Source organism: Yersinia kristensenii, assembly GCF_900460525.1.
Classification (GTDB): Bacteria; Pseudomonadota; Gammaproteobacteria; order Enterobacterales; family Enterobacteriaceae; genus Yersinia; species Yersinia kristensenii.
Genome location: NZ_UHIY01000001.1, coordinates 3,433,818 through 3,457,131, shown reverse-complemented (window position 1 = coordinate 3,457,131; position 23,314 = coordinate 3,433,818). Strand labels below are relative to the sequence as shown.

Here is a 23,314-nt window from a genome sequence, read left to right as displayed (position 1 = left end):
ATAGACCATTATCAGGAACCAACCTTAATTTAGCCTGAAGCGACGCATCTTATTGCCTGTAAATAACGCAGGTTAAAAATTTTCAGAGATAAGTATGGAAGAAAGTATATCAACCGATAATTATCACATCTCGGTTATACACATTGATTGAAACACATTGGGCTTATTTCACAGGTTCGTTATAGAACCATTTATATTAGGATAGATGTAGTCGTAAAAAAATGTGTCAATATATTGATTTATTAAACTCATTATTGTGTTTTAGATTCAGAGTACGGCGGGCTCCTCCGCAGACAGCATCAACCGTAAACGACTTCCCCCCCCCAAACTTGGCACTGCCATGCAGCGCAACGCTGGCTGATTTGATTTAAATGGGCTGTTTTTAATGTTCCTAAAGGCACACCATTACTGAGTTGAATCTGATGTTTACCTGCATGAACATTGGCATGTAAACCAGCGGAAATCAGTATCAAATTCTGATATTCCGCATGGTAATACCCCATAAGCAAAGGAAATTGCCCATCTAAATGGGTACGTCTTAAGAGTTGATTAACTTGTTCGAGTAAAGATGACATCTGTGGCAGCCGATGCTGTTGATGTGCTAAATGCTCTTGTAGAATCCCATTGAACAATACCCTTAACAGTAAGGCGGCTAAAACACCGTTATCTCCCGCACGTGTAACATCCAGACAGTAGAAGGCTAAATCTTTATCTGACAATGCTGCTATATCCAAGACTAACCCTGGTTTCTCAACCATGGTCAATTGCCGGTAGTTTATGCGGCAGTGAGCAATTGTTTGTTGTGCTGGAGGTTGGAGCTGTTTTAATAACTGAGCAGCATAATAAGGATTCTGGCGCAGCGCGTCCCAATCTTGAATAAGTTCCGTTTCTTCAATTGCATGGGAGGTAAACAACGCGGGATAAAGGCAAGTCAGTACGGTTTCTCGCAAGCGCTTTAAGTCGACAATTGGCTTCAACAAAACGTCCTTTACACCTAGGCGCAGAACTTTGGCAATATCTGTCATTTTATCGGTTGCTGATATCACTAGAATGGGAATTTTTACCCCTTGAATGAGTAAACGCTCAACAAACTCTATCCCTCCCATCACAGGCATAGCGAGATCACACAGTATCAGATCAGGAACCTGAGTTTTTAATTGTTCTAAAGCCTCAAGTCCATTTTCCGCCTGGTGAACTGTCGCGCCGAGTGAACTTAAGAATTCTGCAATGACTGAGCGAAAAACTGTTTCGTCCTCAACGACTAAAATATTTTTACCTGCTAGTGGTTTTTCCATGTACTGCTTCTCTTACTGACCTTAATGATAATAGTGGCTCAAAATGATTGTTTGTGCTTGTCAGAAATTGTCATGCCTCTGTTACAAACACCGATCTGTGCTATCTGTGCTTTATCAGGGGGTATAATTGTTCCGCACATTTCTCCACGGCCAACTGCCCGGCTGCAATGCTTTCATCCGCACGATGAAAATCCAACATTGATATTTGCGGACAATACGGCTGAATCAGGACATCCGGAGGATCACCGGCCATACGATTGCGTTTCAATCGGTTTTCCAATACTTGTATCGACGTAGACATGATTTCCATCGCGCTGGGTGCATTCTTTATCGGGTTGGATGTTAAGTCCGTTATCCGTGCTTTCAAGCGCCGGTGCCAATTATCTGGTATCTCCGCAAACTTGCTTTCAATAGGTGTTTGTGGGGAAAATATATCTTGCGCAATGAGATGGGCATCATGCTGCAAATCAACCGCAATAACGATATCTGCCCCCATAGCCCTGGCCAAAGAGATAGGAACCGGATTAACAACTGCACCATCAACAAGCCAATATCCCTCGAACAAAACAGGTGAGAATAACCCAGGCATACTGCACGATGCTCTGATAGCCTGCTTGATATCCCCCTCTGTAAACCATAGCTCCCGGCCGGTTGTTAAATTTGTCACCACGCACCCAAAAGGTAATGCGCATTCGGCGATATCTTGTACTTCAATAATTTCATTTACCACATTAAATACGCGTTCCCCGCGCAGTAGCCCACCACGTCGCCACGAAAAATCCATCATTCGGATAACATCCCAGTATTTAAATGAACGCACCCAGCGTTCCATCACCTCCAAGTGATCACTGGCGTAAGCTGCACCAACCAATGAGCCAACTGAGCACCCGGCGACCACATCAATCTCTACGCCCATCTTTTTCAGTGCATTAATGACACCAATATGTGCCCATCCTTTAGCAGCCCCAGCTCCCAGAGCCAATCCAACCTTACTTTTTCTCATTGTGTTTCATCCATTTCAAATCACTTTGGCACTTCCCCTGCTCTGAAATCTAACGCCTTATATACCGCTCGTTGATGGTCAATTTAGTTGATATCAACCTCACTGTAGCTAGGGAATAAAACGTATATTTATTCTTTTACTTTGTAGCCTTACTTATATAACTATAGTGAATATTTATTCTTCTGCTATTTTGATACAAATACTTTACATTTCAGGGCTAAGATATAGCGCGGGGACGAAAAGACATACGATGAATATTGAAATATGCCAAATGGATCGGTTTATCCCTGAGATTGTTACATTAATTAATCAATTAGATGCGTATCAATCGGCACTCTACCCCGCAGAAAGCAATCATGCGGAGCCTATAGAGAATTTGGCTCAGATAAAAACATATATTTATGTCGCTAAATGGGACAGTCGCATTGTCGGATGCGCGACTCTGGTACTACCAAGGGATAGCGTCCCTGAAGTTAAACGCGTTTTTGTCACGCCAGATTGTCGAGGTTATGGTATTGCATCATTGTTGATGTCCGCTTTGATTGACAAAGCTAATACTTTAAAAGTAAAGGAAGTTTACCTTGAGACAGGAGTGTTACAACCTGAAGCAATAAGCTTATATCAACGGCAAGGTTTTGAATTGACTGCTCAGTTCAGCCATTATACCTATGACCCATTGAGTGTATTTATGGTGAAAAAGCTAGATCCAAACCAATAAGTAAATCATAAGAAACATATATGGATAATATACAATTACTTTATTAACTCTATTGCTTAAATTTTATTATCATTAACAATAGATAAAAAGCAAAATAGCCACCTTTTCGGTAGCTATTTAGAGTTAATATTCAGGAATTCGCGCTCAAAAGGCGAAACATCATCGGATAAAAAACACGAGTAACAGGTTATGCATATTGCATGGTTACTTTATGGTCTGTCTGTAATGAACTCAGAGCCATCGCCTGTGAACCGAATTTCGTCCAAAATATTATGAAAAATTACGGATTAATAATGAAATAATTAACCGTTAATGGTACCGAATGAGACATTCATTTTTTCAAACATTGCGATAACTTTATTAATCAGTTTCATGGTTAGCTCCAGTCAATATCTTTATTTTTATGTGACACACATCACAGTTACAAAGTTAATCCAAAATGAAACGGCGGTCAAGTATTTTTGTGATATGAATCACAAAACTTCTCATTGTACTCTATTTCTTACGGGACTATCAGCTTTGAACCTCACCACATGATTAGGTAAGATAGCGTCTTATTCACCACAACTCGACTTTACTCGTGTTGATCGGCCGCTAACGAGTAACTCGCGGTTATCACGGCATATTGATTATTTGGGAGAAATTTTGTTAGAACAGTGTCCTTGTGGCAGTACACTTGAATATCAAGAATGTTGTGAACCTTATATTCTTGGTACTCAAGTTGCGGTTAACCCGGCAGTATTGATGCGTTCCCGCTATAGCGCTTACGTGAAAAAGAATGTGGATTACCTGGTCAAAACTTGGCATCCCGACTGCAATGCGCAAAAATGGCGTGAGGGAATAATTCAAAGTTTTAGTAATACTACATGGCACGGATTAACAGTCATTGCTGAAATCGAGAGTGATCGTGATGATGAGGCATTTGTTGAGTTTATCGCTCGTTTTTCTGATACAACCTGTTTTACTGATACAAATAGTACCCCGACAAGCTCCATGCATGAACGTTCTCGCTTCCTTCGCATAAATGAACACTGGTACTATATTGACGGAATCCGGCCATCTGTGGGTAGAAATGATTCATGCCCTTGTGGCTCGGGGAAAAAATATAAGAAATGCTGCGGGCGCTGACGGTAAGATCGTTCTCTTATCTGCCGTAACATCGAACATTTACATAACATCAAGTCATGTTAAGACAGGATTTACCACCTTATGCCACACCAGAATGTACAAAAGAAAGTGTTACGCACCATTTGCCCTGATGCCAAAGGTTTAATCGCAAAAATTACTAATATTTGCTACAAACACCAACTGAATATCGTGCAAAATAATGAATTCGTCGATCATCTGACTGGTCGCTTTTTCATGCGTACAGAGCTTGAGGGTATTTTTAACGATACCACCCTACTCGCCGATCTGGACGATGCTTTACCAGAAGGGACCAACCGCGAATTGCATACTGCTGGGCGTCGTCGTATTGTCATTATGGTCACCAAAGAGGCACATTGCTTGGGTGACTTATTAATGAAAAGCGCCTACGGCGGTCTGGATGTTGAGATTGCCGCCGTCATTGGCAACCACGATGCGTTACAAAATTTAGTGGAGCGCTTTGATATACCTTTCCACTTGATTAGTCATGAAGGGCTCACTCGGGAACAGCATGATCAACTTTTGATTGAACAAATTGAGCAATATCAACCAGATTATGTTGTGCTGGCAAAATATATGCGCGTATTAACGCCTGCATTTGTGCAGCGCTTCCCGTACCAAATTATTAATATCCACCATTCATTCTTACCTGCTTTTATCGGTGCCCGTCCATATCATCAAGCTTATGAGCGTGGTGTGAAAATCATTGGTGCTACTGCGCATTATGTCAATGACAGCCTAGATGAAGGCCCAATTATTATGCAGGATGTGATTCATGTTGATCACTCATATACCGCCGAAGATATGATGCGTGCCGGACGTGATGTTGAAAAAAATGTACTGAGCCGGGCGCTCTATCGTGTATTAGCCCAGCGGGTTTTTGTTTACGGTAACCGAACTGTTATTTTGTAAACACACAATAAACTGATGTTTTTTGTCCATATAATCATCGTCGCGGACAAAAAAACACCGAATGAATTATTTTTTTCATTTCAAGTCTTTACAGGGGCGCTTCATTTGATATGATGCGCCCCGCTTACCAAGACAGTGTTGTTAAGCAGATAGGCCAGTGGTGGGGTTCCCGAGCGGCCAAAGGGAGCAGACTGTAAATCTGCCGTCATCGACTTCGAAGGTTCGAATCCTTCCCCCACCACCATTTTTAACCTTAAGCAGCAAACTGATTTTGTATCAAGAATTCAGATAAGCACTTAAGGGGAAGGTGAGAATCTTCAAAAGAATAGCACGGCCAAGTATCATTAATTAAACCACGAACTCAGTGGTGGGGTTCCCGAGCGGCCAAAGGGAGCAGACTGTAAATCTGCCGTCATCGACTTCGAAGGTTCGAATCCTTCCCCCACCACCATCTCCTTATAATATTCCTAATATTCAGATAAATAATTTTATTTAAATAGCTCTAATCAGGGAAAGTTAGTCACCCTCACTGAAAAAGATGAATAATATTAAATAGTTATACTAGACTATAAATATAGTCAATTAGCCCATTTAGTACGCTTGAATGCGACCTTGATTTATAAAAATACAATTTATTTTCATCTTGGAAATTGGCTAAATTTATGAAATCCAATTTTGAATCACCATTAAAATTATCCATGATAGAGTCTGTAATACAGATATATCTACCTGAATAGATAAAGTCCAAACAGCAAGCTAAGTTATCCACTTGCCTAACACTAACTTTATCATATTGTTTTTTAACAAATTCCTCTAAATCCTTAACGAACTTACTTCTATATAAAGTTGGATTACACAGCCACGTATTATTATGAAGAATATTTATTACGTCCGGGCTTTCATTAATTATATCTTTTCTACCATAAATACCAAAACCGCTATCTGGAACCTCATTCAATAGTGTAAATCTGTCACTGGTTATTTTTTCCGATGAAAGTATCAGCGAGTTTCCATCATAATCTCCAATCTCATCAATATTTTCATAATAAAATTTTATTATATTAGCTTGGATGTTATTTTTCTCAGCGACTTTATACAATTTCGTCAGTTTTTCACTTTTTCCCCAGTCGTAATAAATATTAATAACATTAGAAACATGACCGGTAAGATGTTTTTTGGTTATTTCTTTTTCTTGCTGATATAAATCTTTTAGATCATTATATAAAACCTCGCCATCCCGAGTTAAACTCATGCCAAACTTCTCTCGCTTAAATAATTTTTTTCCTATTATACTTTCAAAGTCTTTAATAGACTTTGCTACAGGAGGTGTAGTTCTATTCATCACTCTTGCAGCCTTACTCAGCGAACCATTTTCAACTACAGCCATAAAGGCCTCAAACTTACGAGATAGAAACATAATTCACCAATCCTTTGTTTTGCGTAAAAATTAATCAGAAAAAACAACAAGCATGCCTACGTGTATAATGCTAACTGTAGATATTCTTTAATATATAATAAAAAAAACACCCGTTGGATTTAGAATAATTTATAGATATATTATCAAAAATTATTTTCGCGTAGACACTAACGACGTGAAGTTACATTTTTTGCAATCAAAGTTTTGGCGATTTTGTGTATTATCACCCTAACATTACAAACATTTTTAACAGACAAATCGATGTAGATCTATGATATTAAATAACTATTTTTTATTCTGCCTGTTACAAAATCAGATAATGCTGTCAAATATGAAAAAACAAAAATCATTGCTGAAATTTATAATTAAAAAAATAGTTAATAATTGTAAGAGCTTGATCTGTAGCTGAATCCATTTTTCTTTCGAGGAAGAATAAGCGGGGCCTATCAATAGATTTTGGTGATGATAATCACCGTAAAAATATGATAACAAGTTTATAGTTATTTTAACCATACAGAATTCATGCTATATCAATCAATATTGAAAAATAAAATATATATTAACACCTGGAGGAATTAATAACCAATAATATAGTGACTCCTTTGCCACCCATATAATATTATTAATCTATTTTTTTGAATTTCTTTTCTTCCGTAGTTCTTCACTCTCTGTTTTTTATAATAGACTATAGGTTATTCTCTTATTATGGATTACATTTTTATTCGACATCTGCTAATATTCGTAATCATTTCTAGCGAACATTCGGTGCTGACTATGAAGTTTGTCTCTTTTAATATCAATGGCCTACGTGCTCGACCTCATCAACTTGCTGCAATAATCGAACAACATCAACCCGATGTTATTGGACTTCAAGAAACAAAAGTACATGATGATATGTTTCCGCTTGAAGAAGTCAGTCAGCATGGCTATCACGTCTTTTATCATGGACAAAAAGGCCATTACGGTGTTGCATTGTTAACCAAGAATGAACCCTTAGCCGTGCGACGTGGATTTCCTACCGATGAAGAAGATGCACAGCGCCGTATTATTATGGCTGATATTGCGACACCACAAGGCCCATTAACCGTGATTAATGGCTATTTCCCCCAAGGGGAAAGCCGTGACCATCCCATAAAATTTCCGGCTAAAGAGCGTTTTTATGCTGACTTACAGCAGTACTTGGAACAGCAACTGTCATCTGATGCCCAAGTATTAATTATGGGAGATGTCAATATCAGCCCAACAGATATGGATATTGGTATTGGCGAAGAGAGCCGCAAGCGCTGGTTGCGTACGGGTAAATGTTCATTCCTACCTGAAGAACGTGCATGGCTGGAGCGTTTACAAAATTGGGGATTAGTGGATACATTCCGTGCAGCAAATCCCGATTGTAACGACCAATTTTCATGGTTTGATTACCGTTCACGTGGTTTTGACGAGAATAGAGGCTTACGCATAGATTTATTGCTGGCGAGCCACCCTCTGGCAGCTCGCTGCATTGCCACTGGCATTGATTACGATATTAGAAGTATGGAAAAACCCTCAGACCACGCCCCTGTGTGGTCTGAATTCGCACTCTAATCCTATGTTAGAATTTGAGGCATACCTTATTTATATAGAGCTGTTTTACAAAAAAAATAAGTAAACCTCTGTCATCAGGCAAATAGAAATGATTGATGTCGTCGCGGCAATTATTGAACGAAACGGTAAGATTTTATTGGCACAACGAGATTCACATCGCGATCAGGCGGGTTTGTGGGAATTCCCTGGCGGGAAAGTCGAGGTTGGAGAAAGCCAACCGCAAGCATTGATACGCGAACTTGCCGAAGAGTTAAATATTGACGCGGCGATAGCCAGATATGTTGCGACCAATCAGTGGGATTCACCGAAAGGCACCATCCGACTACATGCCTGGCACATTGAAAGCTTCTGTGGTGAGCCTGTGTTACATTGCCACTCCGCCCTCGCCTGGCTAATACCAAAGGATGTCCATCACTACCCTCTGGCCCCCGCCGACATCCCATTATTAGAGGCTTTTATCCGCCAAAAACGGTAATCACTATCGGGTTAATCTTTTCCAGATCAATGGATTAGTTCCAATCACGTTAGGGTCACGCACACATTGTAAAACTTCGCCCTCAACTCGCAGTACCGCACCTTCTGAATAGTTTTGATTTTGATAAATACAACAACGGGTACATGGATTACTGTTGCGATTTGATGAGTTATTCCAAACTTCGGGAGGTAAAGGAACGACAACATCAACATTATTCCGGTTCGCTAAAGCCTGACCGGAAATAAGTGCGGCAAACCCTATGCACCCTAGCATTACCCATATTCTCATGACTTAGTCTCCTTGGTCTTGGTCGGCGTTTTCTTACGTTTCTTTATCGCCCCAGAAGGAGCGGCTGGCAACCCACGAAAAACCTGAGGTGACCGATTTTGTTTTGCCTGACTGATTAAATCCTGCAATGTGGCCACCAGCGGTTGCATGAAATCCTGATAGCGGCAGTTTTTTTCACTGATTTGTGTCAGTGTTGATTCCCAATGAGCCGTCATATCGGGCCGAGCGGCGATATCGGGTAACGCATGAATTAATGCGCGTCCTGCCGGGCTGGCGTGGATATAACGGCCTTTTTTAAATAAAAAAGTTCGTTTAAACAGCAGTTCAATAATCCCCGCTCGTGTGGCCTCCGTTCCCAAACCATCAGTAGCGCGCAATACTTTTTTCAGTTCTTTATCCTGCACAAAACGGGCAATGCCGGTCATAGCAGATAACAAACTGGCATCGGTAAATGGCCGAGGCGGCTGGGTCTGGCGTTCAACAACTTCTCCACGTTCGCACAGTAATTCAGCGCCTTTCTCAACCACCGGCAATGGTGCGCCCTCATTTTCTTCATCCCGCTCTTTACTGCCGAGCAAGGTACGCCATCCCGCCTCCGCCAGAAAACGAGCTTTGGCGATAAATTTCCCCCCTGCAATATCCAGTTCAATAACACATTTACGAAATTGTGCATCAGGACAAAATTGCATCAGATATTGCTGTGCAACTAATCGGTAAACTTTGCTCTCATCAGCCGTCAAATTCACTTTACTGGCACGCGCCGTCGGGATAATGGCGTGGTGGGCATCAACTTTTTTGTCGTCCCAACAACGGTTACGCCGATCACTGTCCATGACTTCCAGCGGCAAAAGGTCGGCCTGATGAATACTGATAGCATTCAATACTGAATGACGTCCGGCAAAATGTTCTTCTGGTAGGTATCGGCAATCCGAGCGCGGATATGTAATCAATTTGTGCGTTTCATATAGTCGCTGACAAATATCCAGCACTTGCTGCGCACTCAATCCGAATCGTTTTGCCGCTTCAATTTGCAAAGTAGAAAGAGAGAATGGCAATGGGGCGGTTTCTGATTCCCGTTTATCATTATAGGACGTCACAACAGCCGGCTGACCCGTTATGCGGTTAACGACGTGTTCTGCCAGTGGGCGATGTAACAAGCGCCCTTCTTCATCCTGATAGGATTCACAAGAATCACTCGGTTGCCATAACGCCACAAAACGCTCATCAGCTGGCGTGACGATATGGGCTTTTACCTCAAAAAAATCTTTGGCTACAAAATCTTCAATTTCTTCATCGCGGCGCACTACTAGCCCTAATACCGGCGTCTGTACTCGCCCCACCGATAGCACTCCATCATAGCCCGCATTGCGCCCAAGAATAGTATAGGCGCGAGTCATATTGATGCCATATAGCCAGTCGGCTCTGGCTCGTGCCAATGCTGAAACACAAAGCGGGATAAACTCACGGTTGTAACGCAAACGCTCTACAGCACGCACTACAGCCTGCGGGTTTAAGTCATTAATCAAACATCGGCGTACGTTTTGCCGTTTCTCTGCCGCTAAATCGAGATAATCCAAAACCTCATCAACTAAAAGTTGACCTTCGCGGTCAGGGTCCCCCGCATGAACGACCTCATCGGCTTGTTGCAACAATTGCTTGATAACATTCAATTGTTTACTTACAGAGGGGCGCGGCTGCAACTGCCATTTTTCGGGAATGATCGGTAAATCTGCCAATGACCAACGCGCATAGCGGCTGTCATAAGCATCGGGTTGAGCTTGTTCCAACAAGTGGCCGACACACCAGGTCACCATTTGATCATTACCACAGGCAATGAACCCATCCCCCCGACGATGCGGTTTTGGCAAAATATCCGCAATCGCCCGTGCCAAACTGGGCTTTTCGGCAATAAAAAGTCGCATCATTTACCGCACGAATGTATCAAAAAAAAGGGCAGCAAATAAAAAATCATTCTGTTATCTCAATCAGTGCTCGGCTGTTATCCACCGTAGTTAATTCGCCAATAGCACTGAACACCAGGCCATGTTGAGCTGCAATTTCATGCACTTGCGCCTCAGCTTCTGGTAAGACCGCTAACAGCAAGCCACCTGATGTCTGCGGGTCACAGAGTAAACTCTTCTGTAAATCTGACATTTTGCCAATCAGATGACCATAACTGTCAAAGTTGCGACCGGTTCCCCCTGGAACACAGCCTGCAACAATATACTCTTCAACCGCGGGTAAACGCGGAATAGCTGAAAAATGCAAGGTCGCCTGAACACCCGAACCCTGACAAATCTCACTTAAATGGCCCAGCAGACCGAACCCGGTCACATCAGTCATGGCAGTGACCCCAGGAATATGCGCAAAGTCAGCGCCAGACTTGTTCAACTGGCACATGGTTTTGGTTGCAACCCCCTGATGCTCTGGCCGTAATTGGCTTTTTTTCTCGGCCGTGGTTAGGATGCCAATCCCCAGCGGTTTGGTGAGAAATAATTTACAGCCTGCTTTTGCCGCACTGTTTTTCTTCACGTGATCAGTGCCGACAATACCCGTGACAGCCAAACCGAAAATAGGCTCCGGTGCGTCAATGGAGTGCCCCCCCGCCAGTGAAATCCCCGCTTGTTGGCAAACAAGCCGTCCACCCTCAATGACTTGCTGGGCGACTTCGGGGGCCAGTTTATCAATTGGCCACCCCAAAATCGCAATAGCCATAATCGGTTTGCCGCCCATGGCATAAATATCACTGATGGCATTAGTCGCGGCAATACGCCCGAAATCAAAGGGATCATCGACGATCGGCATAAAAAAGTCGGTGGTGCTAATAATACCGACCCCATTACCAATATCATAAACAGCAGCATCATCACGGGTTTCATTACCCACCAGCAGGCGAGGATCGAGGAATTTTTCCTGCTCCGAATGTAAAATTTTATCCAAAACTTTAGGCGAAATTTTGCAACCGCAACCCGCTCCGTGGCTGTATTGAGTAAGACGTATCGCTGGCGATGTCATGAAACTCTCCCGTCTGGTGATTCAGCTGTTCAATCAATAGGTAAGTAAGGTACTTAGTCTGGAATAATGCGTCCAGGGTGTCTATGGTAGCGCCTATAGCTTAGCTTAGTAAGTAGAGAGCCGCCGTCGGGCAGATAGGTTGGTCACAAAGCGGGCGAAAACGCAGCTTATTGCCGATAAAAGCGACAGGCTGCGCAGTTTCGCGTGAGAAATAGTATCGCTATCTTAGAAATAGCGGACAAAAGTTGAGTAATCTGGCGGTGTCACATGGGTCGCTGATTTCAGCTGCGGTGTCCCCAAATACAGGAAACCGACAATTTCATCTTGTTCACGGCAAGCAAATCCTTGACGAACAACAGGATGGTGCGTCCAGGAGCCGGTACGCCAAATACCATTAAACCCTTGAGCCAGAGCCGCCATCTGCATCGCTTGCACGGCACAACCCGCAGAAACGACTTGTTCCCAATTAGGGACTTTCGGGTTTTCTGTGACATGAGCAATAACTGTAATAATCAGTGGCGCGCGAAAAGGTGCCTGTTTCGCTTTCTCCAGCACCGCGTCATCAGAGCCATCGTGCTTGACCGCATCTTGTAGCAATTGGCTAAAGCGCTCCCGCCCTTCGTCTTGGATTAAAACAAAGCGCCATGGCTGGAGTGTGCCATGATCAGGTGCCCGCATTCCTGCATGAATAATGTGATCCAATGCCTCGCCCGCTGGGGCTGGAGCCACTAAGCGCGACGCCGAACGGCGATTAAGTAACAGTTCCAATGCATCCATTATTTTCTCCTAATAACGATTTTCATTTTCAACACGGTAGCATAAGTTGTCGTTTTGTTACCAGTGCTGACCTATTAGCTAAACTTCTCTATGATTTAAAGCTGACTTTTGTTCGTCAGGTCATTAGGATAACTGTACTTGCTCGGTTTTATTGGAGATAATATGCACACTTTGTGGCGAATTATTGCTGGTTTTTTCAAGTGGACTTGGCGTCTGCTGAATTTTGCCAGAGAGTTTATTCTTAATCTTTTCCTGATACTGCTAATTTTGGTCGGTGTCGGTATTTACTTTCAGTTCCAAAGTAAGCCAACAGAGCCGGTTAAAGGGGCGCTGTTAGTTAATTTAAGTGGTGTTGTCGTTGATCAACCTGCGGTTAATAATAAATTGCGCCAATTAGGGCGTGAGTTATTAGGCGCATCGAGCAATCGCTTACAGGAAAATTCCCTGTTTGATCTGGTCGAAACCATTCGTCTGGCAAAGGCCGATAACAATATTACTGGATTAGTGTTATCACTGAGTGACTTTACCGGCGCTGATCAGCCCTCTCTACAATATATTGGGAAAGCACTACGGGAATTCCGTGATACGGGCAAACCCATTTATGCCATTGGCGATAGTTATAATCAAACTCAGTACTATTTAGCCAGCTTTGCCAATAAGATCTATCTGTCACCCCAAGGGGCGGTCGATCTGCATGGTTTTGCCAGCAATAATCTGTACTACAAATCCTTACTGGAAAAACTCAAAGTTACCACCAATATCTTCCGTGTCGGCACCTATAAATCGGCGGTAGAGCCGATGATTCGTGATGATATGTCGCCAGCCGCTCGGGAAGCGGATAGCCGCTGGATTGGCGGTTTATGGCAAAATTATCTGACTACAGTTTCCGCTAACCGGCAATTAACCCCAGAACAGTTGTTCCCAGGGGCAGCAGGAGTGATCAGTGGATTACAGGCTGCTGGCGGTTCTCCGGCGCAATATGCACTGGCGAGCAAACTGGTTGATCAATTAGCCACACGTCCAGATGTTGAAAATGAGCTGGTGAAAGCTTTTGGTTGGGACAAAAAGAGTAACGATTTCAACTATGTCAGTATTTATGACTACCAACCGACGCCAACCCCACAACAAGGCGAACAGATAGCGGTTCTCTTTGCTAACGGCGCGATTATGGATGGCCCACAAACCCCTGGGAATGTCGGCGGCGATGCTCTGGCGGCTCAAATTCGTCAAGCGCGTTTAGATCCAAAAATTAAAGCCGTTATCTTGCGGGTAAACAGCCCAGGGGGGAGCGTGAGCGCCTCTGAACTGATCCGTACTGAATTAGCGGCGTTACGTGCGGCCAATAAACCACTGGTGGTATCAATGGGCGGAATGGCGGCCTCAGGTGGGTATTGGATCTCAACCCCAGCCAACTATATCATCGCTAACCCAAGCACCTTGACCGGCTCGATTGGTATTTTCGGGGTGATTAATACTTTCCAAAACACACTGGAAAGCATTGGCGTACATACCGACGGTGTCGCGACTTCACCACTGGCGAATATTTCTGTGACCAAAGACTTGCCGCCTGAGTTTTCTCAGATGATGCAAATCAATATCGAAAATGGCTATAAAACCTTTATTGATTTGGTCGCGACCGCCCGCCACAAAACGCCAGAGCAAGTTGATCAAATCGCGCAAGGCCATGTGTGGATTGGGATGGATGCCAAAAATAATGGTCTGGTAGATCAACTGGGTGACTTTGATGATGCAGTTAAAAAAGTGGCTGAACTGGCACAACTGAAAACCTGGCAACTGAACTGGTTTGTTGATGAACCCAGCCTCAGTGATTTGATTTTCGGCCAAATGAGCGCATCAGTACAGGCGATGTTACCTGCGGCAATTCAAGCTTGGTTGCCCGCGCCAATTTCCGCGATGGCACAAGCAGTGAAAGATCAGCCCAGCTTATTGAATACACTCAATGACCCGCAGAATCGCTATGTTTTATGTCTAACCTGTGGTGATGTGCGCTAGTCAATTACTCAAAGGTATCCAAAGTAATTGGTGTTGCGGGTCGGCAGCAAACGAGTAAGTCCCGATGAGCTGACACAGGTCAGTGATTCGGGCGAGTAAGTGCAGCTAACACCGCTGCAACTTCTATTTACGATGGATATAGTAGATAAATACTCCGCCCGGCACCTGCCGGGCTTTTTTTCCTCGCCAGTCTCCCTATAATTCATCCATCTCATTTTTTACTATTTTTTAGGCATATGACTCATGCGGAAGAAATCTATTTATGTCGCCTATACTGGCGGGACTATTGGTATGCAGCGCTCAGATAACGGATACATTCCTGTTTCCGGCCATCTACAGCGCCAGCTTGCGCTCATGCCTGAGTTCCATCGGCCCGAGATGCCAGATTTTACTATCCATGAATATGCCCCATTGATTGATTCTTCTGACATGACGCCGGAAGACTGGCAGCATATTGCCAATGATATTCAGCAAAATTACGATTTATATGATGGCTTTGTTATTTTGCACGGCACCGATACCATGGCGTTTACTGCCTCAGCCCTCTCTTTTATGTTGGAAAACTTGGCTAAACCGGTGATTGTCACCGGTTCGCAAATTCCTTTGGCCGAGTTGCGTTCTGACGGGCAAACCAACTTACTCAACGCGCTCTATCTTGCTGCCAATCACCCGGTGAATGAAGTCAGTTTGTTCTTTAACAACAAACTTTTTCGCGGTAATCGCACCACTAAAGCGCATGCTGATGGATTTGATGCTTTTGCTTCTCCTAATTTGTCCGTGTTGCTCGAGGCTGGAATTCATATTCGCCGGATGACCTCAGTCGAATCCCCGGTTATTAACGGCCCATTGATTGTTCACAAGATCACACCTCAACCCATTGGGGTCGTCACTATTTATCCGGGAATATCTGGGGCGGTAGTGCGTAACTTCCTGTTGCAACCGGTAAAAGCGCTTATTCTTCGCTCCTATGGCGTCGGTAATGCGCCACAAAAAGCCGAGTTATTAGATGAATTAAAAAATGCCAGCGACCGCGGTATTGTGGTGATGAATCTGACACAATGTATTTCTGGTAGAGTCAATATGGATGGCTATGCAACCGGCAATGCACTGGCGCACGCCGGTGTTATCAGTGGTTTTGATATGACGGTGGAAGCAGCGCTGACCAAATTGCATTATTTATTAAGCCAATCTCTATCTCCCGAAGACATTCGCCGGTTGATGCAACAAAACCTGCGGGGCGAATTAACGGATACTCAATGATTTGGTGGAATGTAAATGAATACGGCACTGCTCTTAATTGATTTGCAAAATGATTTTTGTCCCGGTGGTGCACTGGCGGTAGCTGAGGGTGACGCGGTGATCGCCATTGCCAATCAGGCTATTGCCACCTGCTTGAGACACAAAATACCGGTCATCGCCAGTCAGGATTGGCACCCTGCTGGACACCGGAGTTTTGCCGTCAACTCACAGGCAGAACCCTGGACTGTCGGTGATTTGGCGGGATTAACCCAAGTGTGGTGGCCAGTGCATTGTGTCCAGAATACGTCTGGTGCGGCTTTGCATCCGCAGTTAAATCAACAAGCGATTACCGATATTTTCCGAAAAGGCCAAAACCCTGATATCGACAGCTACAGCGCCTTTTTCGACAATGGCCGACGAGCGAAAACGCCACTGGACGATTGGTTACGTCAGCAGGGAATTGACCGTTTGTTCATTATGGGGTTGGCAACAGATTATTGTGTGAAATACACCGTACTGGATGCATTAACATTAGGTTATAAAACATCAGTCATCAGTGAGGGTTGCCGTGGGGTCAATCTACAACCACAAGACAGCCAACAAGCTCTCGATGCGATGAATGCAGCAGGGGCAAACATACAGTCGTTGAAAGAGTTTATGGCTGAAATAAAAACACTGGCTGGCTCAACAAGATAAACCTATTTTGTTGCACTGGGACTGGCGGGGCGACTGCACCGATGGGCGCTCCGACAGCTTACGCCGTTACGACCCATTAGGTACATTTCCCCGCTTATCAACTTTATCAACAGTCTGGCGGAGCCTCACCCGGCTCCGTTTTTTATGCTTTCAATTTATGTATTAGTAATTACTCCGGCTTCAACTTGGCCAGTGTCGGCTGGCTGAATTGTTGCTTCAGCTCTTGTTTGGTTTTCATCACTATCTGGCCATCGGTACCGATACTCATATGCTGCGCATCCTTGTTATGGCGCGCTTGCCACAGCATGACCATTTGCAGGCTATTCTCTTTTTGTTCCGGCGTCAGTGCCACACCATCCGGCCATTTACCTAACTCAACCGCTTGCATCAACCGCTGGTAAATTTCGGGTGTCATCACTGAAATCAGGTCTTCAAGCTCCATCAGAGCATCCTCAGTAAACGAATAATAAGCTGAATCGATTTTTCACACCTAAAATGAGAAACAAAAATGCGCATTTACCCTGCGGTTTGTTCACCATTTTGGTTATCAACAAAATTCAGTGATGCCGAGTTTACGCAATAGCGCTCGCCGGTGGGTTGCGGGCCATCAGGGAAAACATGCCCCAAGTGCGCATCACAGTGACCACAACGGATCTCAACACGATGCATATTATGAGAATAATCATCAATATAGCGAATAGATTCTGCATCAAGTGGCTGATAAAAACTCGGCCAACCACAGCCGGAATCAAACTTAGATTCTGAAATAAAAAGCGGTTGATGGCAGCACAGGCATTGGTAGATACCCTCACGCTTATTATGCAGTAATTTTCCACTAAAAGGCGCTTCTGTCCCCCGCTGTTGGGTGACATGCCGCTGAATATCGGTCAGTTTCTCAATATTTTCTGTAGGGTTCAGTTCTTTAGCCATTTGTGCGGTTCTCTGGCAGGGAATAAAGTCAACGAAAACAACGTCTAATAATAACAAAAAATTAACAACAAAGCAGTTAAAATTGTCCTAAACTGTATGCCATCGAAAGGGCATCAGTGTAAATGTGATAAAAATCGCAAATATTACTGATTCTCACTTTAAACTGAATAATTCGCCCCAATATGGAAATAAGGCTAATCGTATCTGGAAACGTGTAATTAATGTTCGATCTAACGCCCTTGGTTTGATTTGTAGCAATAATTGACACGATTCCGCTTGACGCTCGGTAAGGTTTTTGTAATTTTACAACCAACCTTTTATTCACTAACAAATAGCTGGTGGAATATATGACTATCAAAGTAGGTATCAACGGTTTTGGCCGTATCGGTCGCATTGTTTTCCGTGCTGCTCAGGAACGTTCTGACATCGAAATCGTTGCAATCAACGACCTGTTGGACGCTGAATACATGGCGTACATGCTGAAATACGACTCTACCCACGGTCGTTTCGACGGTACTGTAGAAGTAAAAGACGGCCATCTGGTTGTTAACGGTAAAACCATCCGTGTTACCGCAGAGAGAGATCCGGCTAACCTGAAGTGGAACGAAGTCAACGTTGACGTTGTTGCTGAAGCAACTGGCCTGTTCCTGACTGACGAAACTGCACGTAAGCACATCGCTGCTGGCGCGAAGAAAGTTGTTCTGACTGGCCCGTCTAAAGACGACACCCCAATGTTCGTGATGGGCGTTAACCATAAAGAATACGCAGGTCAGGAAATCGTTTCTAACGCTTCTTGTACCACTAACTGCCTGGCTCCACTGGCTAAAGTTATCAACGACAAGTTCGGCATCGTTGAAGCGCTGATGACCACTGTGCATGCAACTACCGCAACTCAGAAAACTGTTGATGGCCCGTCTCACAAAGACTGGCGCGGCGGCCGCGGCGCATCCCAGAACATCATCCCTTCTTCTACCGGTGCTGCTAAAGCAGTGGGTAAAGTTATCCCAGCACTGAACGGCAAACTGACGGGTATGGCGTTCCGCGTTCCTACTCCTAACGTTTCAGTTGTTGACCTGACTGCACGTCTGGAAAAACCAGCTTCTTACAAAGAAATCTGTGCGGCAATCAAAGCTGCTTCAGAAGGCGAGCTGAAAGGCGTTCTGGGTTACACCGAAGACGACGTTGTTTCTACCGATTTCAACGGCGAAAAACTGACTTCAGTATTCGATGCTAAAGCCGGTATCGCGTTGAATGACAACTTTGTGAAACTGGTTTCTTGGTACGATAACGAAACTGGCTATTCAAACAAAGTTCTGGATTTGATCTCTCACATCTCCAAATAATGGATTGATGTAGATTTCTACCAAAAGCCACCTTCGGGTGGCTTTTTTATTATTGATAAACGGTGATCTCACCACCCTGCCCATTTCGACACTACAAAAAGTTGCGTAATATCAATGATACGCTACGACTTCATCGTTGATTTGCTGCAAGATTTAAAGCCTGTGATATTATCGAAAGTCTGAAGTTCAATGGATCTCCAGCCCCTTTTCTCATAAGGCCAAACGAATGAACGAGAAAATCTTCACCCTACCTGTTGTTGAACAAATTTCACCTTACATCAGCCAGCGCCAGTTGGATGATCTGCCCATTGTGGTCGTTTCCCATCCCAAAGTACGTGCCGCCGTTAGCTTGCAAGGTGCTCATTTATTGGCTTACCAGCCGAGCGGTGAACAACCTGTAATCTGGTTGAGTAATAACACGCCATTTAAAGACGGTGTCGCTATTCGTGGTGGTGTACCTATTTGTTGGCCTTGGTTTGGACCATCAGCGCAACCTTCTCACGGTTTTGCTCGTTTACTGCCATGGACGCTTAGTGCCCATGATGAGAATGAAAATGGCGTTATCCTGACGTTCACCCTGGAAGACAGTGATGCATCCCGTCAATTCTGGCCACATCCATTCACTTTGATTGCTCGCTTCAAGTTGGGCGAAGAGTGCGAAATGGAGTTAGAATCACATGGCGATTATGAAGCAGTTGCTGCATTGCACACTTACTTCCAGATTGGTGATATCAACCAGATTAAGATCAGTGGATTAGGTGAAAAATACCTTGATAAAGTGCTGAAAGTGGCTGATGCCACTCAACAAGGCGACTTGGTGTTTAACGGTCAGACCGATCGCATCTATACCCACCCTGAAGCCTACAGCCTGATAAAAGATGCCGCGCTGAAACGTACCATTGAAGTGCATCATCATCACCAAAGTGATGTGGTTGCCTGGAACCCAGGTGCAGAACTGTCCAGCAGCATGGTTGATATGCCAAATGATGGCTATAAAACCATGGTTTGTGTAGAAACTGCGCGGGTTAATAAACCGTTGGTTGCCAAACAAGATTCCCCTGCACGTCTGGCCATGACCATTCGTAGTCGCAAGAATACTCAATAACAGCATGTACCGCAGATACAAAAATGGGGCTTTATGCCCCATTCATAGCATTAACAAAGTCCTGGTCCTCTGACTGGGATTTTGAACTGATAGGAATCGCCGACTTTCAGGGCTAAGTGTCATGACTTAATCCTAAAGATTCTATTTCATAGTTTTGTGTTTTTTGACGCGATGATAATCTTATCTCTTGCATAATATTAGTCACTACTAATCTACTTTTCGGTTCCTCATGTTGAAGATAGAGTTTTTCTCCACCATAACCTGATATAGGAAACTCCCACGTTTTTCTCATCTGTTTTTTACTGCCAATAACCTCCAGATTAAGCAGTTCATTACCATCCGCATCAAAATAACGTAGTACAGCGTATGTCCTGTTGAACCCACTATGGGCAGTACCACTCATAAGTTTCACTTCAAGTTTTTTTGTCACTAAATTAAGTTCAGCGCTCAAAAAAATCCGGTCATTAATTCCTTTAAAGACAAAGCTAAATCTATTACCCAAGTCTTCATTAGGCTTTTCATAGTAGGGAGAAATACAATCAGAATACTGTTCAAGTAAGGCTTCCTTTCGTGGGCTAGGGAAAATATCGATTGCTAAATATATATTATCTTTAGCTTCTGAAAAATTGGCATGCCACATTATCGGCTGACTACGCAGTGCCTCTACTGCAGAATTTATACTGTCTAATAAAAAAACTTTCGGATCGTTATTCAACTTTATATTTTGCAAACCATAAGGCGTTATAATAAACGTATTGGTAGACGATTTATTATCAATCACACCTTTACATTCCGGAATTAACTTTATTCTACCAGGCTCTTTGTGAAAGACCTCAATATAATAACAAGAAGACAGTGGAAGTGTATTTTTACTTAACGATTGATTAGTACCGGTAATCACTTCATTAATTAAGTCATTATTATCTTTATCTTTTATTATTATTCCCGCATACATACCAGGGAAATGATAATGTGGCTTTTCCTTAGTAATATCAACGATAACCGTAGCATTTTCCTGATCAATAAATATAGTTGCAAATGTAGAATCATTTAACCCTCGTAAAGAAATTGTCTGGGAAGCAATTGAGGAACCTATTCTGTGAACAAAATCTATATTTTTTGGACTATCTTCATTGTTTGCTATCAAATAATTATTTTGAGGTGCATACTTTTTATTTCTTCCTGTAGGGATGCGTAATGTATAAGCACCAATGGGAAGATCATATATAGTTTGTTCTTTATCCATAATAGATTGATTATACACATAGTTATCACCATTGAGTATAAGCAATTCTTCGCCATAGATCTGAGTAAAATCATCTATGGAAAACTGCAATGTCATATTGATTTTTATATCTGTAAACTCAAGATTATCTACATCAACAAGACTGAGTTCGCTATTCAAGTTTAGTGTTTTTTTAACAAAACTTAATTCATCACCTTGCAATATTTTATTTAGTGGATACACTGCCTTTGCATGGCTAAATAAGTTACGTTGATATTGTTCTTGAGATATATGTCCACCAACTATTTGTATAAATGGTGTAACATCAACTCGATTTTCAACAGTTGCAAAGCTGTTTGAGAGCATATCTAACACTGAGGGTACGCTTTTATCGAGATTTTTGCGTTCACGATATATCTGATTGAAATAAGTAAAACAATTTACTCCTGCTTTCTCTAGCATCAGCATGATAAAATATAATTTACTCCGCGGTTCCCAAGAGTTGACTTTCCTACCATTACTAATGTTATTTAAAATACCTTTTTCAACCTCTTTTTGTTTGCCGAAGTTATATAACCATCCTTTATTGAACTTTTCAGTTCCTAACATAACATCTTGGTAGCAGGCAGCATAAATATTATTCCAGACTTCTCTTGTAGAAAAATATTTGTCATCAATAAATCCGCCCTGATAACCATGCGCGATTTCATGCAAGCAGCCCCAATTAGTTGAATTGGGGGATAGCCAAAATGTATTTATGGAACCAGAGGATGACGCGACCCAATTATTAGAATAATATGCTGCCCCACCACCTCCTTTATCTGCTTTAGCAAAATAACGATTCCGTGTATTTTCGTCAGAATATCTTTGCGGTTCAAAAGACAGACCTGCCAGAGAGTTATTGAAAGCAAGAATGCCTTGATAAAATTCTAATATTTTATCAATCCCTCCACTCGTACTGAAAGATTTTAGTCTGTCCTTACTGGCTTTCGGTGCCAAAATTATTACATATTCTGATTCTACTACGCCAAACTCAGCATCTTGTTCATCCCAACTTTCAAAAAATATTCGCTCGTCATCCCCTCTTTCATAAACAGGCAGTAATTTAGATGTGTCCGGGTATTCAAAAACAATTTCAGGTATAATCTCATCACTATATGGGGTATTAATAAAGGGTACTGAAACAGCATCAACACTCAACTCTATCCAATCAAAATTAAAATTTATCGAAGTCTGTGTTTTTTGATTATCATTAAGTAAGCGTAATTTAAGTCCTCCTTTAAATTCCATATTGACTTGTCGGACTCGGATAATTTCTCCGGCAGCAAGAATAATGCCTAGATGTTGTCTATCATGATCAATACCTTTTGACATTCCAGCCTTAACTAACCATTCTGGGTAAGGTAGAAATTTAAGTTTTTTTGATTTTGTTATTTGCCCCATAAATAAAACCCTCATTAGGATGGTATGATTAAATATTTTAAATTACATCAGTTATATATTAAAATATCGCATATAAGTCATTAGTGATATTTACACATAAAAACCCCAGTTGAAATCCATGTTGTACTTTATATATAATTAATACCTTTACCATAATTGATAAATTGGAATAGACTCTTCACTTTAAATAAGAGCATTATCACTTAATGTGTGAATATGCATTATTTATTATCTACTTGTATTTTTCTTATTACCTTTCTTAATCCTATGGATGGATTTTTAACGTGTATCTCGAAAGATTCATGTTTTGGTCAGGATGGAAAAAAGTCTATTTGTAGTACGTTATAAAATGAATGTTTACTTTTAATATTAATAACCACATCAAATATGCTGATTTTAGTGTTTCCAAAACTATGCACGCCGAAAAATTCACTTTGTCTGATTTTTTGCTTCGGATCTTGAAAAAATCTGTCGTGCTTTTAAAATCATTATTCACTGAAAGCGGTTATCGTATAATGGATATTACTTCCGTTTTCAAAGCTGATAATGCGGGTTTGATTCCCGCTGACCCTCGCCAATTAATTCAACACATCATTCAGTGATAGATAGATGGGATAACCTAAAGCGTTTGAGGTGTTGCACAATTGCATAGGTATTGGGGATGCATAAAAGTAAAAGTGGCTCCGTGTAGAT

19 protein-coding genes, 2 tRNA genes and 1 pseudogene are annotated in these 23,314 nt (G+C 42.5%); 12 read left to right on the top strand and 10 right to left on the bottom strand.

Going from position 1 to position 23,314, the window contains the following annotated elements; genetic code table 11:
• Positions 1-267: 267 nt before the first annotated feature.
• Positions 268-1,295: pseudogene (gene rssB, locus DX162_RS15870) on the bottom strand (two-component system response regulator RssB).
• Between the two features lie 100 nt (positions 1,296-1,395).
• Entirely contained in the window at positions 1,396-2,298 is a 903-nt protein-coding gene (gene rssA, locus DX162_RS15865; protein ID WP_004390907.1) for a patatin-like phospholipase RssA, read from the bottom strand.
• 250 nt (positions 2,299-2,548) lie between these two features.
• On the opposite strand from rssA, the gene DX162_RS15860 reads away from it, so the two are divergent.
• From DX162_RS15860 to DX162_RS15840, 5 genes are all read left to right on the top strand, one after another.
• Complete coding sequence (locus DX162_RS15860) at positions 2,549-3,016, top strand: GNAT family N-acetyltransferase (RefSeq protein ID WP_004390908.1); 468 nt, start codon at positions 2,549-2,551, stop codon at positions 3,014-3,016.
• A gap of 645 nt (positions 3,017-3,661) precedes the next feature.
• A complete protein-coding gene (locus DX162_RS15855) occupies positions 3,662-4,144 on the top strand; it encodes a YchJ family protein (protein ID WP_004390909.1) in 483 nt (160 codons plus the stop codon).
• Positions 4,145-4,225: 81 nt separating this feature from the next.
• On the top strand, positions 4,226-5,074 hold the full coding sequence (gene purU / locus DX162_RS15850) for a formyltetrahydrofolate deformylase (RefSeq protein WP_004390910.1): 849 nt from the start codon (positions 4,226-4,228) through the stop codon (positions 5,072-5,074).
• A gap of 159 nt (positions 5,075-5,233) precedes the next feature.
• Positions 5,234-5,318, top strand: a tRNA-Tyr gene (locus tag DX162_RS15845).
• A gap of 122 nt (positions 5,319-5,440) precedes the next feature.
• A tRNA-Tyr gene (locus DX162_RS15840) sits at positions 5,441-5,525 on the top strand.
• A 105-nt stretch (positions 5,526-5,630) separates the two neighbouring features.
• Here the strand turns inward: DX162_RS15840 and DX162_RS15835 are convergent.
• Complete coding sequence (locus DX162_RS15835) at positions 5,631-6,491, bottom strand: LysR family transcriptional regulator (protein ID WP_098080829.1); 861 nt, start codon at positions 6,489-6,491, stop codon at positions 5,631-5,633.
• A 774-nt stretch (positions 6,492-7,265) separates the two neighbouring features.
• On the opposite strand from DX162_RS15835, the gene xthA reads away from it, so the two are divergent.
• Both xthA and DX162_RS15820 read left to right on the top strand, forming a co-directional pair.
• Entirely contained in the window at positions 7,266-8,072 is an 807-nt protein-coding gene (xthA, locus tag DX162_RS15825) for an exodeoxyribonuclease III (RefSeq protein ID WP_032819957.1), read from the top strand.
• Between the two features lie 88 nt (positions 8,073-8,160).
• Positions 8,161-8,547 (top strand): pyrimidine (deoxy)nucleoside triphosphate diphosphatase, encoded by a 387-nt coding sequence (locus DX162_RS15820; RefSeq protein ID WP_004390914.1) that lies wholly within the window; start codon positions 8,161-8,163, stop codon positions 8,545-8,547.
• A 3-nt stretch (positions 8,548-8,550) separates the two neighbouring features.
• Here DX162_RS15820 and DX162_RS15815 read toward each other — a convergent pair whose 3' ends face one another.
• The 4 genes from DX162_RS15815 to DX162_RS15800 all read right to left on the bottom strand — a co-directional run bounded on the left by DX162_RS15815 (position 8,551) and on the right by DX162_RS15800 (position 12,627).
• Positions 8,551-8,835, bottom strand: coding sequence for a DUF1496 domain-containing protein (locus DX162_RS15815; protein ID WP_032819958.1), 285 nt, complete (start codon positions 8,833-8,835; stop codon positions 8,551-8,553).
• Positions 8,832-10,757, bottom strand: coding sequence for a DNA topoisomerase III (locus DX162_RS15810; RefSeq protein ID WP_004390915.1), 1,926 nt, complete (start codon positions 10,755-10,757; stop codon positions 8,832-8,834). The genes DX162_RS15815 and DX162_RS15810 overlap by 4 nt, the downstream gene beginning before the upstream one ends.
• Before the next feature lie 46 nt (positions 10,758-10,803).
• The gene (gene selD / locus DX162_RS15805) at positions 10,804-11,850 is read right to left on the bottom strand and encodes a selenide, water dikinase SelD (RefSeq protein ID WP_098080828.1); all 1,047 of its coding nucleotides are present in this window, start codon (positions 11,848-11,850) and stop codon (positions 10,804-10,806) included.
• A gap of 225 nt (positions 11,851-12,075) precedes the next feature.
• Positions 12,076-12,627: an NAD(P)H nitroreductase gene (locus DX162_RS15800; protein ID WP_004390918.1), complete on the bottom strand. Its 552-nt coding sequence runs from the start codon at positions 12,625-12,627 to the stop codon at positions 12,076-12,078.
• A 162-nt stretch (positions 12,628-12,789) separates the two neighbouring features.
• On the opposite strand from DX162_RS15800, the gene sppA reads away from it, so the two are divergent.
• The 3 genes from sppA (at position 12,790) to pncA (ending at position 16,575) form a co-directional block, all read left to right on the top strand.
• On the top strand, positions 12,790-14,640 hold the full coding sequence (sppA, locus tag DX162_RS15795; protein WP_032819959.1) for a signal peptide peptidase SppA: 1,851 nt from the start codon (positions 12,790-12,792) through the stop codon (positions 14,638-14,640).
• A gap of 243 nt (positions 14,641-14,883) precedes the next feature.
• Positions 14,884-15,900 carry an asparaginase gene (ansA, locus tag DX162_RS15790; protein ID WP_004390922.1) on the top strand — a complete coding sequence of 339 codons (1,017 nt, stop codon included), beginning with the start codon at positions 14,884-14,886 and terminating at the stop codon, positions 15,898-15,900.
• A 15-nt stretch (positions 15,901-15,915) separates the two neighbouring features.
• Positions 15,916-16,575 carry a bifunctional nicotinamidase/pyrazinamidase gene (pncA, locus tag DX162_RS15785; RefSeq protein ID WP_004390923.1) on the top strand — a complete coding sequence of 220 codons (660 nt, stop codon included), beginning with the start codon at positions 15,916-15,918 and terminating at the stop codon, positions 16,573-16,575.
• Between the two features lie 169 nt (positions 16,576-16,744).
• Here the strand turns inward: pncA and DX162_RS15775 are convergent, their stop codons facing one another.
• On the bottom strand, positions 16,745-17,017 hold the full coding sequence (locus DX162_RS15775) for a YeaC family protein (RefSeq protein ID WP_004390924.1): 273 nt from the start codon (positions 17,015-17,017) through the stop codon (positions 16,745-16,747).
• A gap of 74 nt (positions 17,018-17,091) precedes the next feature.
• On the bottom strand, positions 17,092-17,505 hold the full coding sequence (gene msrB, locus DX162_RS15770; RefSeq protein WP_004390925.1) for a peptide-methionine (R)-S-oxide reductase MsrB: 414 nt from the start codon (positions 17,503-17,505) through the stop codon (positions 17,092-17,094).
• Positions 17,506-17,852: 347 nt separating this feature from the next.
• Here msrB and gapA point away from each other — a divergent pair, with 347 nt between their 5' ends.
• Together gapA and DX162_RS15760 are read left to right on the top strand one after the other, a co-directional pair.
• Complete coding sequence (gene gapA, locus DX162_RS15765) at positions 17,853-18,848, top strand: glyceraldehyde-3-phosphate dehydrogenase (protein ID WP_032819960.1); 996 nt, start codon at positions 17,853-17,855, stop codon at positions 18,846-18,848.
• Positions 18,849-19,074: 226 nt separating this feature from the next.
• Positions 19,075-19,953, top strand: coding sequence for a D-hexose-6-phosphate mutarotase (locus DX162_RS15760; protein WP_004390927.1), 879 nt, complete (start codon positions 19,075-19,077; stop codon positions 19,951-19,953).
• Between the two features lie 112 nt (positions 19,954-20,065).
• Here DX162_RS15760 and DX162_RS15755 read toward each other — a convergent pair whose 3' ends face one another.
• Positions 20,066-22,621, bottom strand: a complete 2,556-nt coding sequence (locus DX162_RS15755) for a putative mucin/carbohydrate-binding domain-containing protein (protein WP_172460436.1) — start codon at positions 22,619-22,621, stop codon at positions 20,066-20,068.
• Between the last annotated feature and the right edge of the window lie 693 nt (positions 22,622-23,314).

Excerpts from the sequence above, each read along its gene's own strand:
- rssA (WP_004390907.1), bottom strand. The coding sequence starts at position 2,298 with ATGAGAAAAAGTAAGGTTGGATTGGCTCTGGGAGCTGGGGCTGCTAAA.
- DX162_RS15760 (WP_004390927.1), top strand. The coding sequence starts at position 19,075 with ATGAACGAGAAAATCTTCACCCTACCTGTTGTTGAACAAATTTCACCT.
- selD (WP_098080828.1), bottom strand. The coding sequence starts at position 11,850 with ATGACATCGCCAGCGATACGTCTTACTCAATACAGCCACGGAGCGGGT.
- DX162_RS15755 (WP_172460436.1), bottom strand. The coding sequence starts at position 22,621 with ATGGGGCAAATAACAAAATCAAAAAAACTTAAATTTCTACCTTACCCA.
- DX162_RS15800 (WP_004390918.1), bottom strand. The coding sequence starts at position 12,627 with ATGGATGCATTGGAACTGTTACTTAATCGCCGTTCGGCGTCGCGCTTA.
- sppA (WP_032819959.1), top strand. The coding sequence starts at position 12,790 with ATGCACACTTTGTGGCGAATTATTGCTGGTTTTTTCAAGTGGACTTGG.
- DX162_RS15775 (WP_004390924.1), bottom strand. The coding sequence starts at position 17,017 with ATGGAGCTTGAAGACCTGATTTCAGTGATGACACCCGAAATTTACCAG.
- gapA (WP_032819960.1), top strand. The coding sequence starts at position 17,853 with ATGACTATCAAAGTAGGTATCAACGGTTTTGGCCGTATCGGTCGCATT.
- DX162_RS15860 (WP_004390908.1), top strand. The coding sequence starts at position 2,549 with ATGAATATTGAAATATGCCAAATGGATCGGTTTATCCCTGAGATTGTT.
- pncA (WP_004390923.1), top strand. The coding sequence starts at position 15,916 with ATGAATACGGCACTGCTCTTAATTGATTTGCAAAATGATTTTTGTCCC.
- ansA (WP_004390922.1), top strand. The coding sequence starts at position 14,884 with ATGCGGAAGAAATCTATTTATGTCGCCTATACTGGCGGGACTATTGGT.
- DX162_RS15810 (WP_004390915.1), bottom strand. The coding sequence starts at position 10,757 with ATGCGACTTTTTATTGCCGAAAAGCCCAGTTTGGCACGGGCGATTGCG.
- msrB (WP_004390925.1), bottom strand. The coding sequence starts at position 17,505 with ATGGCTAAAGAACTGAACCCTACAGAAAATATTGAGAAACTGACCGAT.
- DX162_RS15815 (WP_032819958.1), bottom strand. The coding sequence starts at position 8,835 with ATGAGAATATGGGTAATGCTAGGGTGCATAGGGTTTGCCGCACTTATT.
- purU (WP_004390910.1), top strand. The coding sequence starts at position 4,226 with ATGCCACACCAGAATGTACAAAAGAAAGTGTTACGCACCATTTGCCCT.
- xthA (WP_032819957.1), top strand. The coding sequence starts at position 7,266 with ATGAAGTTTGTCTCTTTTAATATCAATGGCCTACGTGCTCGACCTCAT.
- DX162_RS15820 (WP_004390914.1), top strand. The coding sequence starts at position 8,161 with ATGATTGATGTCGTCGCGGCAATTATTGAACGAAACGGTAAGATTTTA.
- DX162_RS15835 (WP_098080829.1), bottom strand. The coding sequence starts at position 6,491 with ATGTTTCTATCTCGTAAGTTTGAGGCCTTTATGGCTGTAGTTGAAAAT.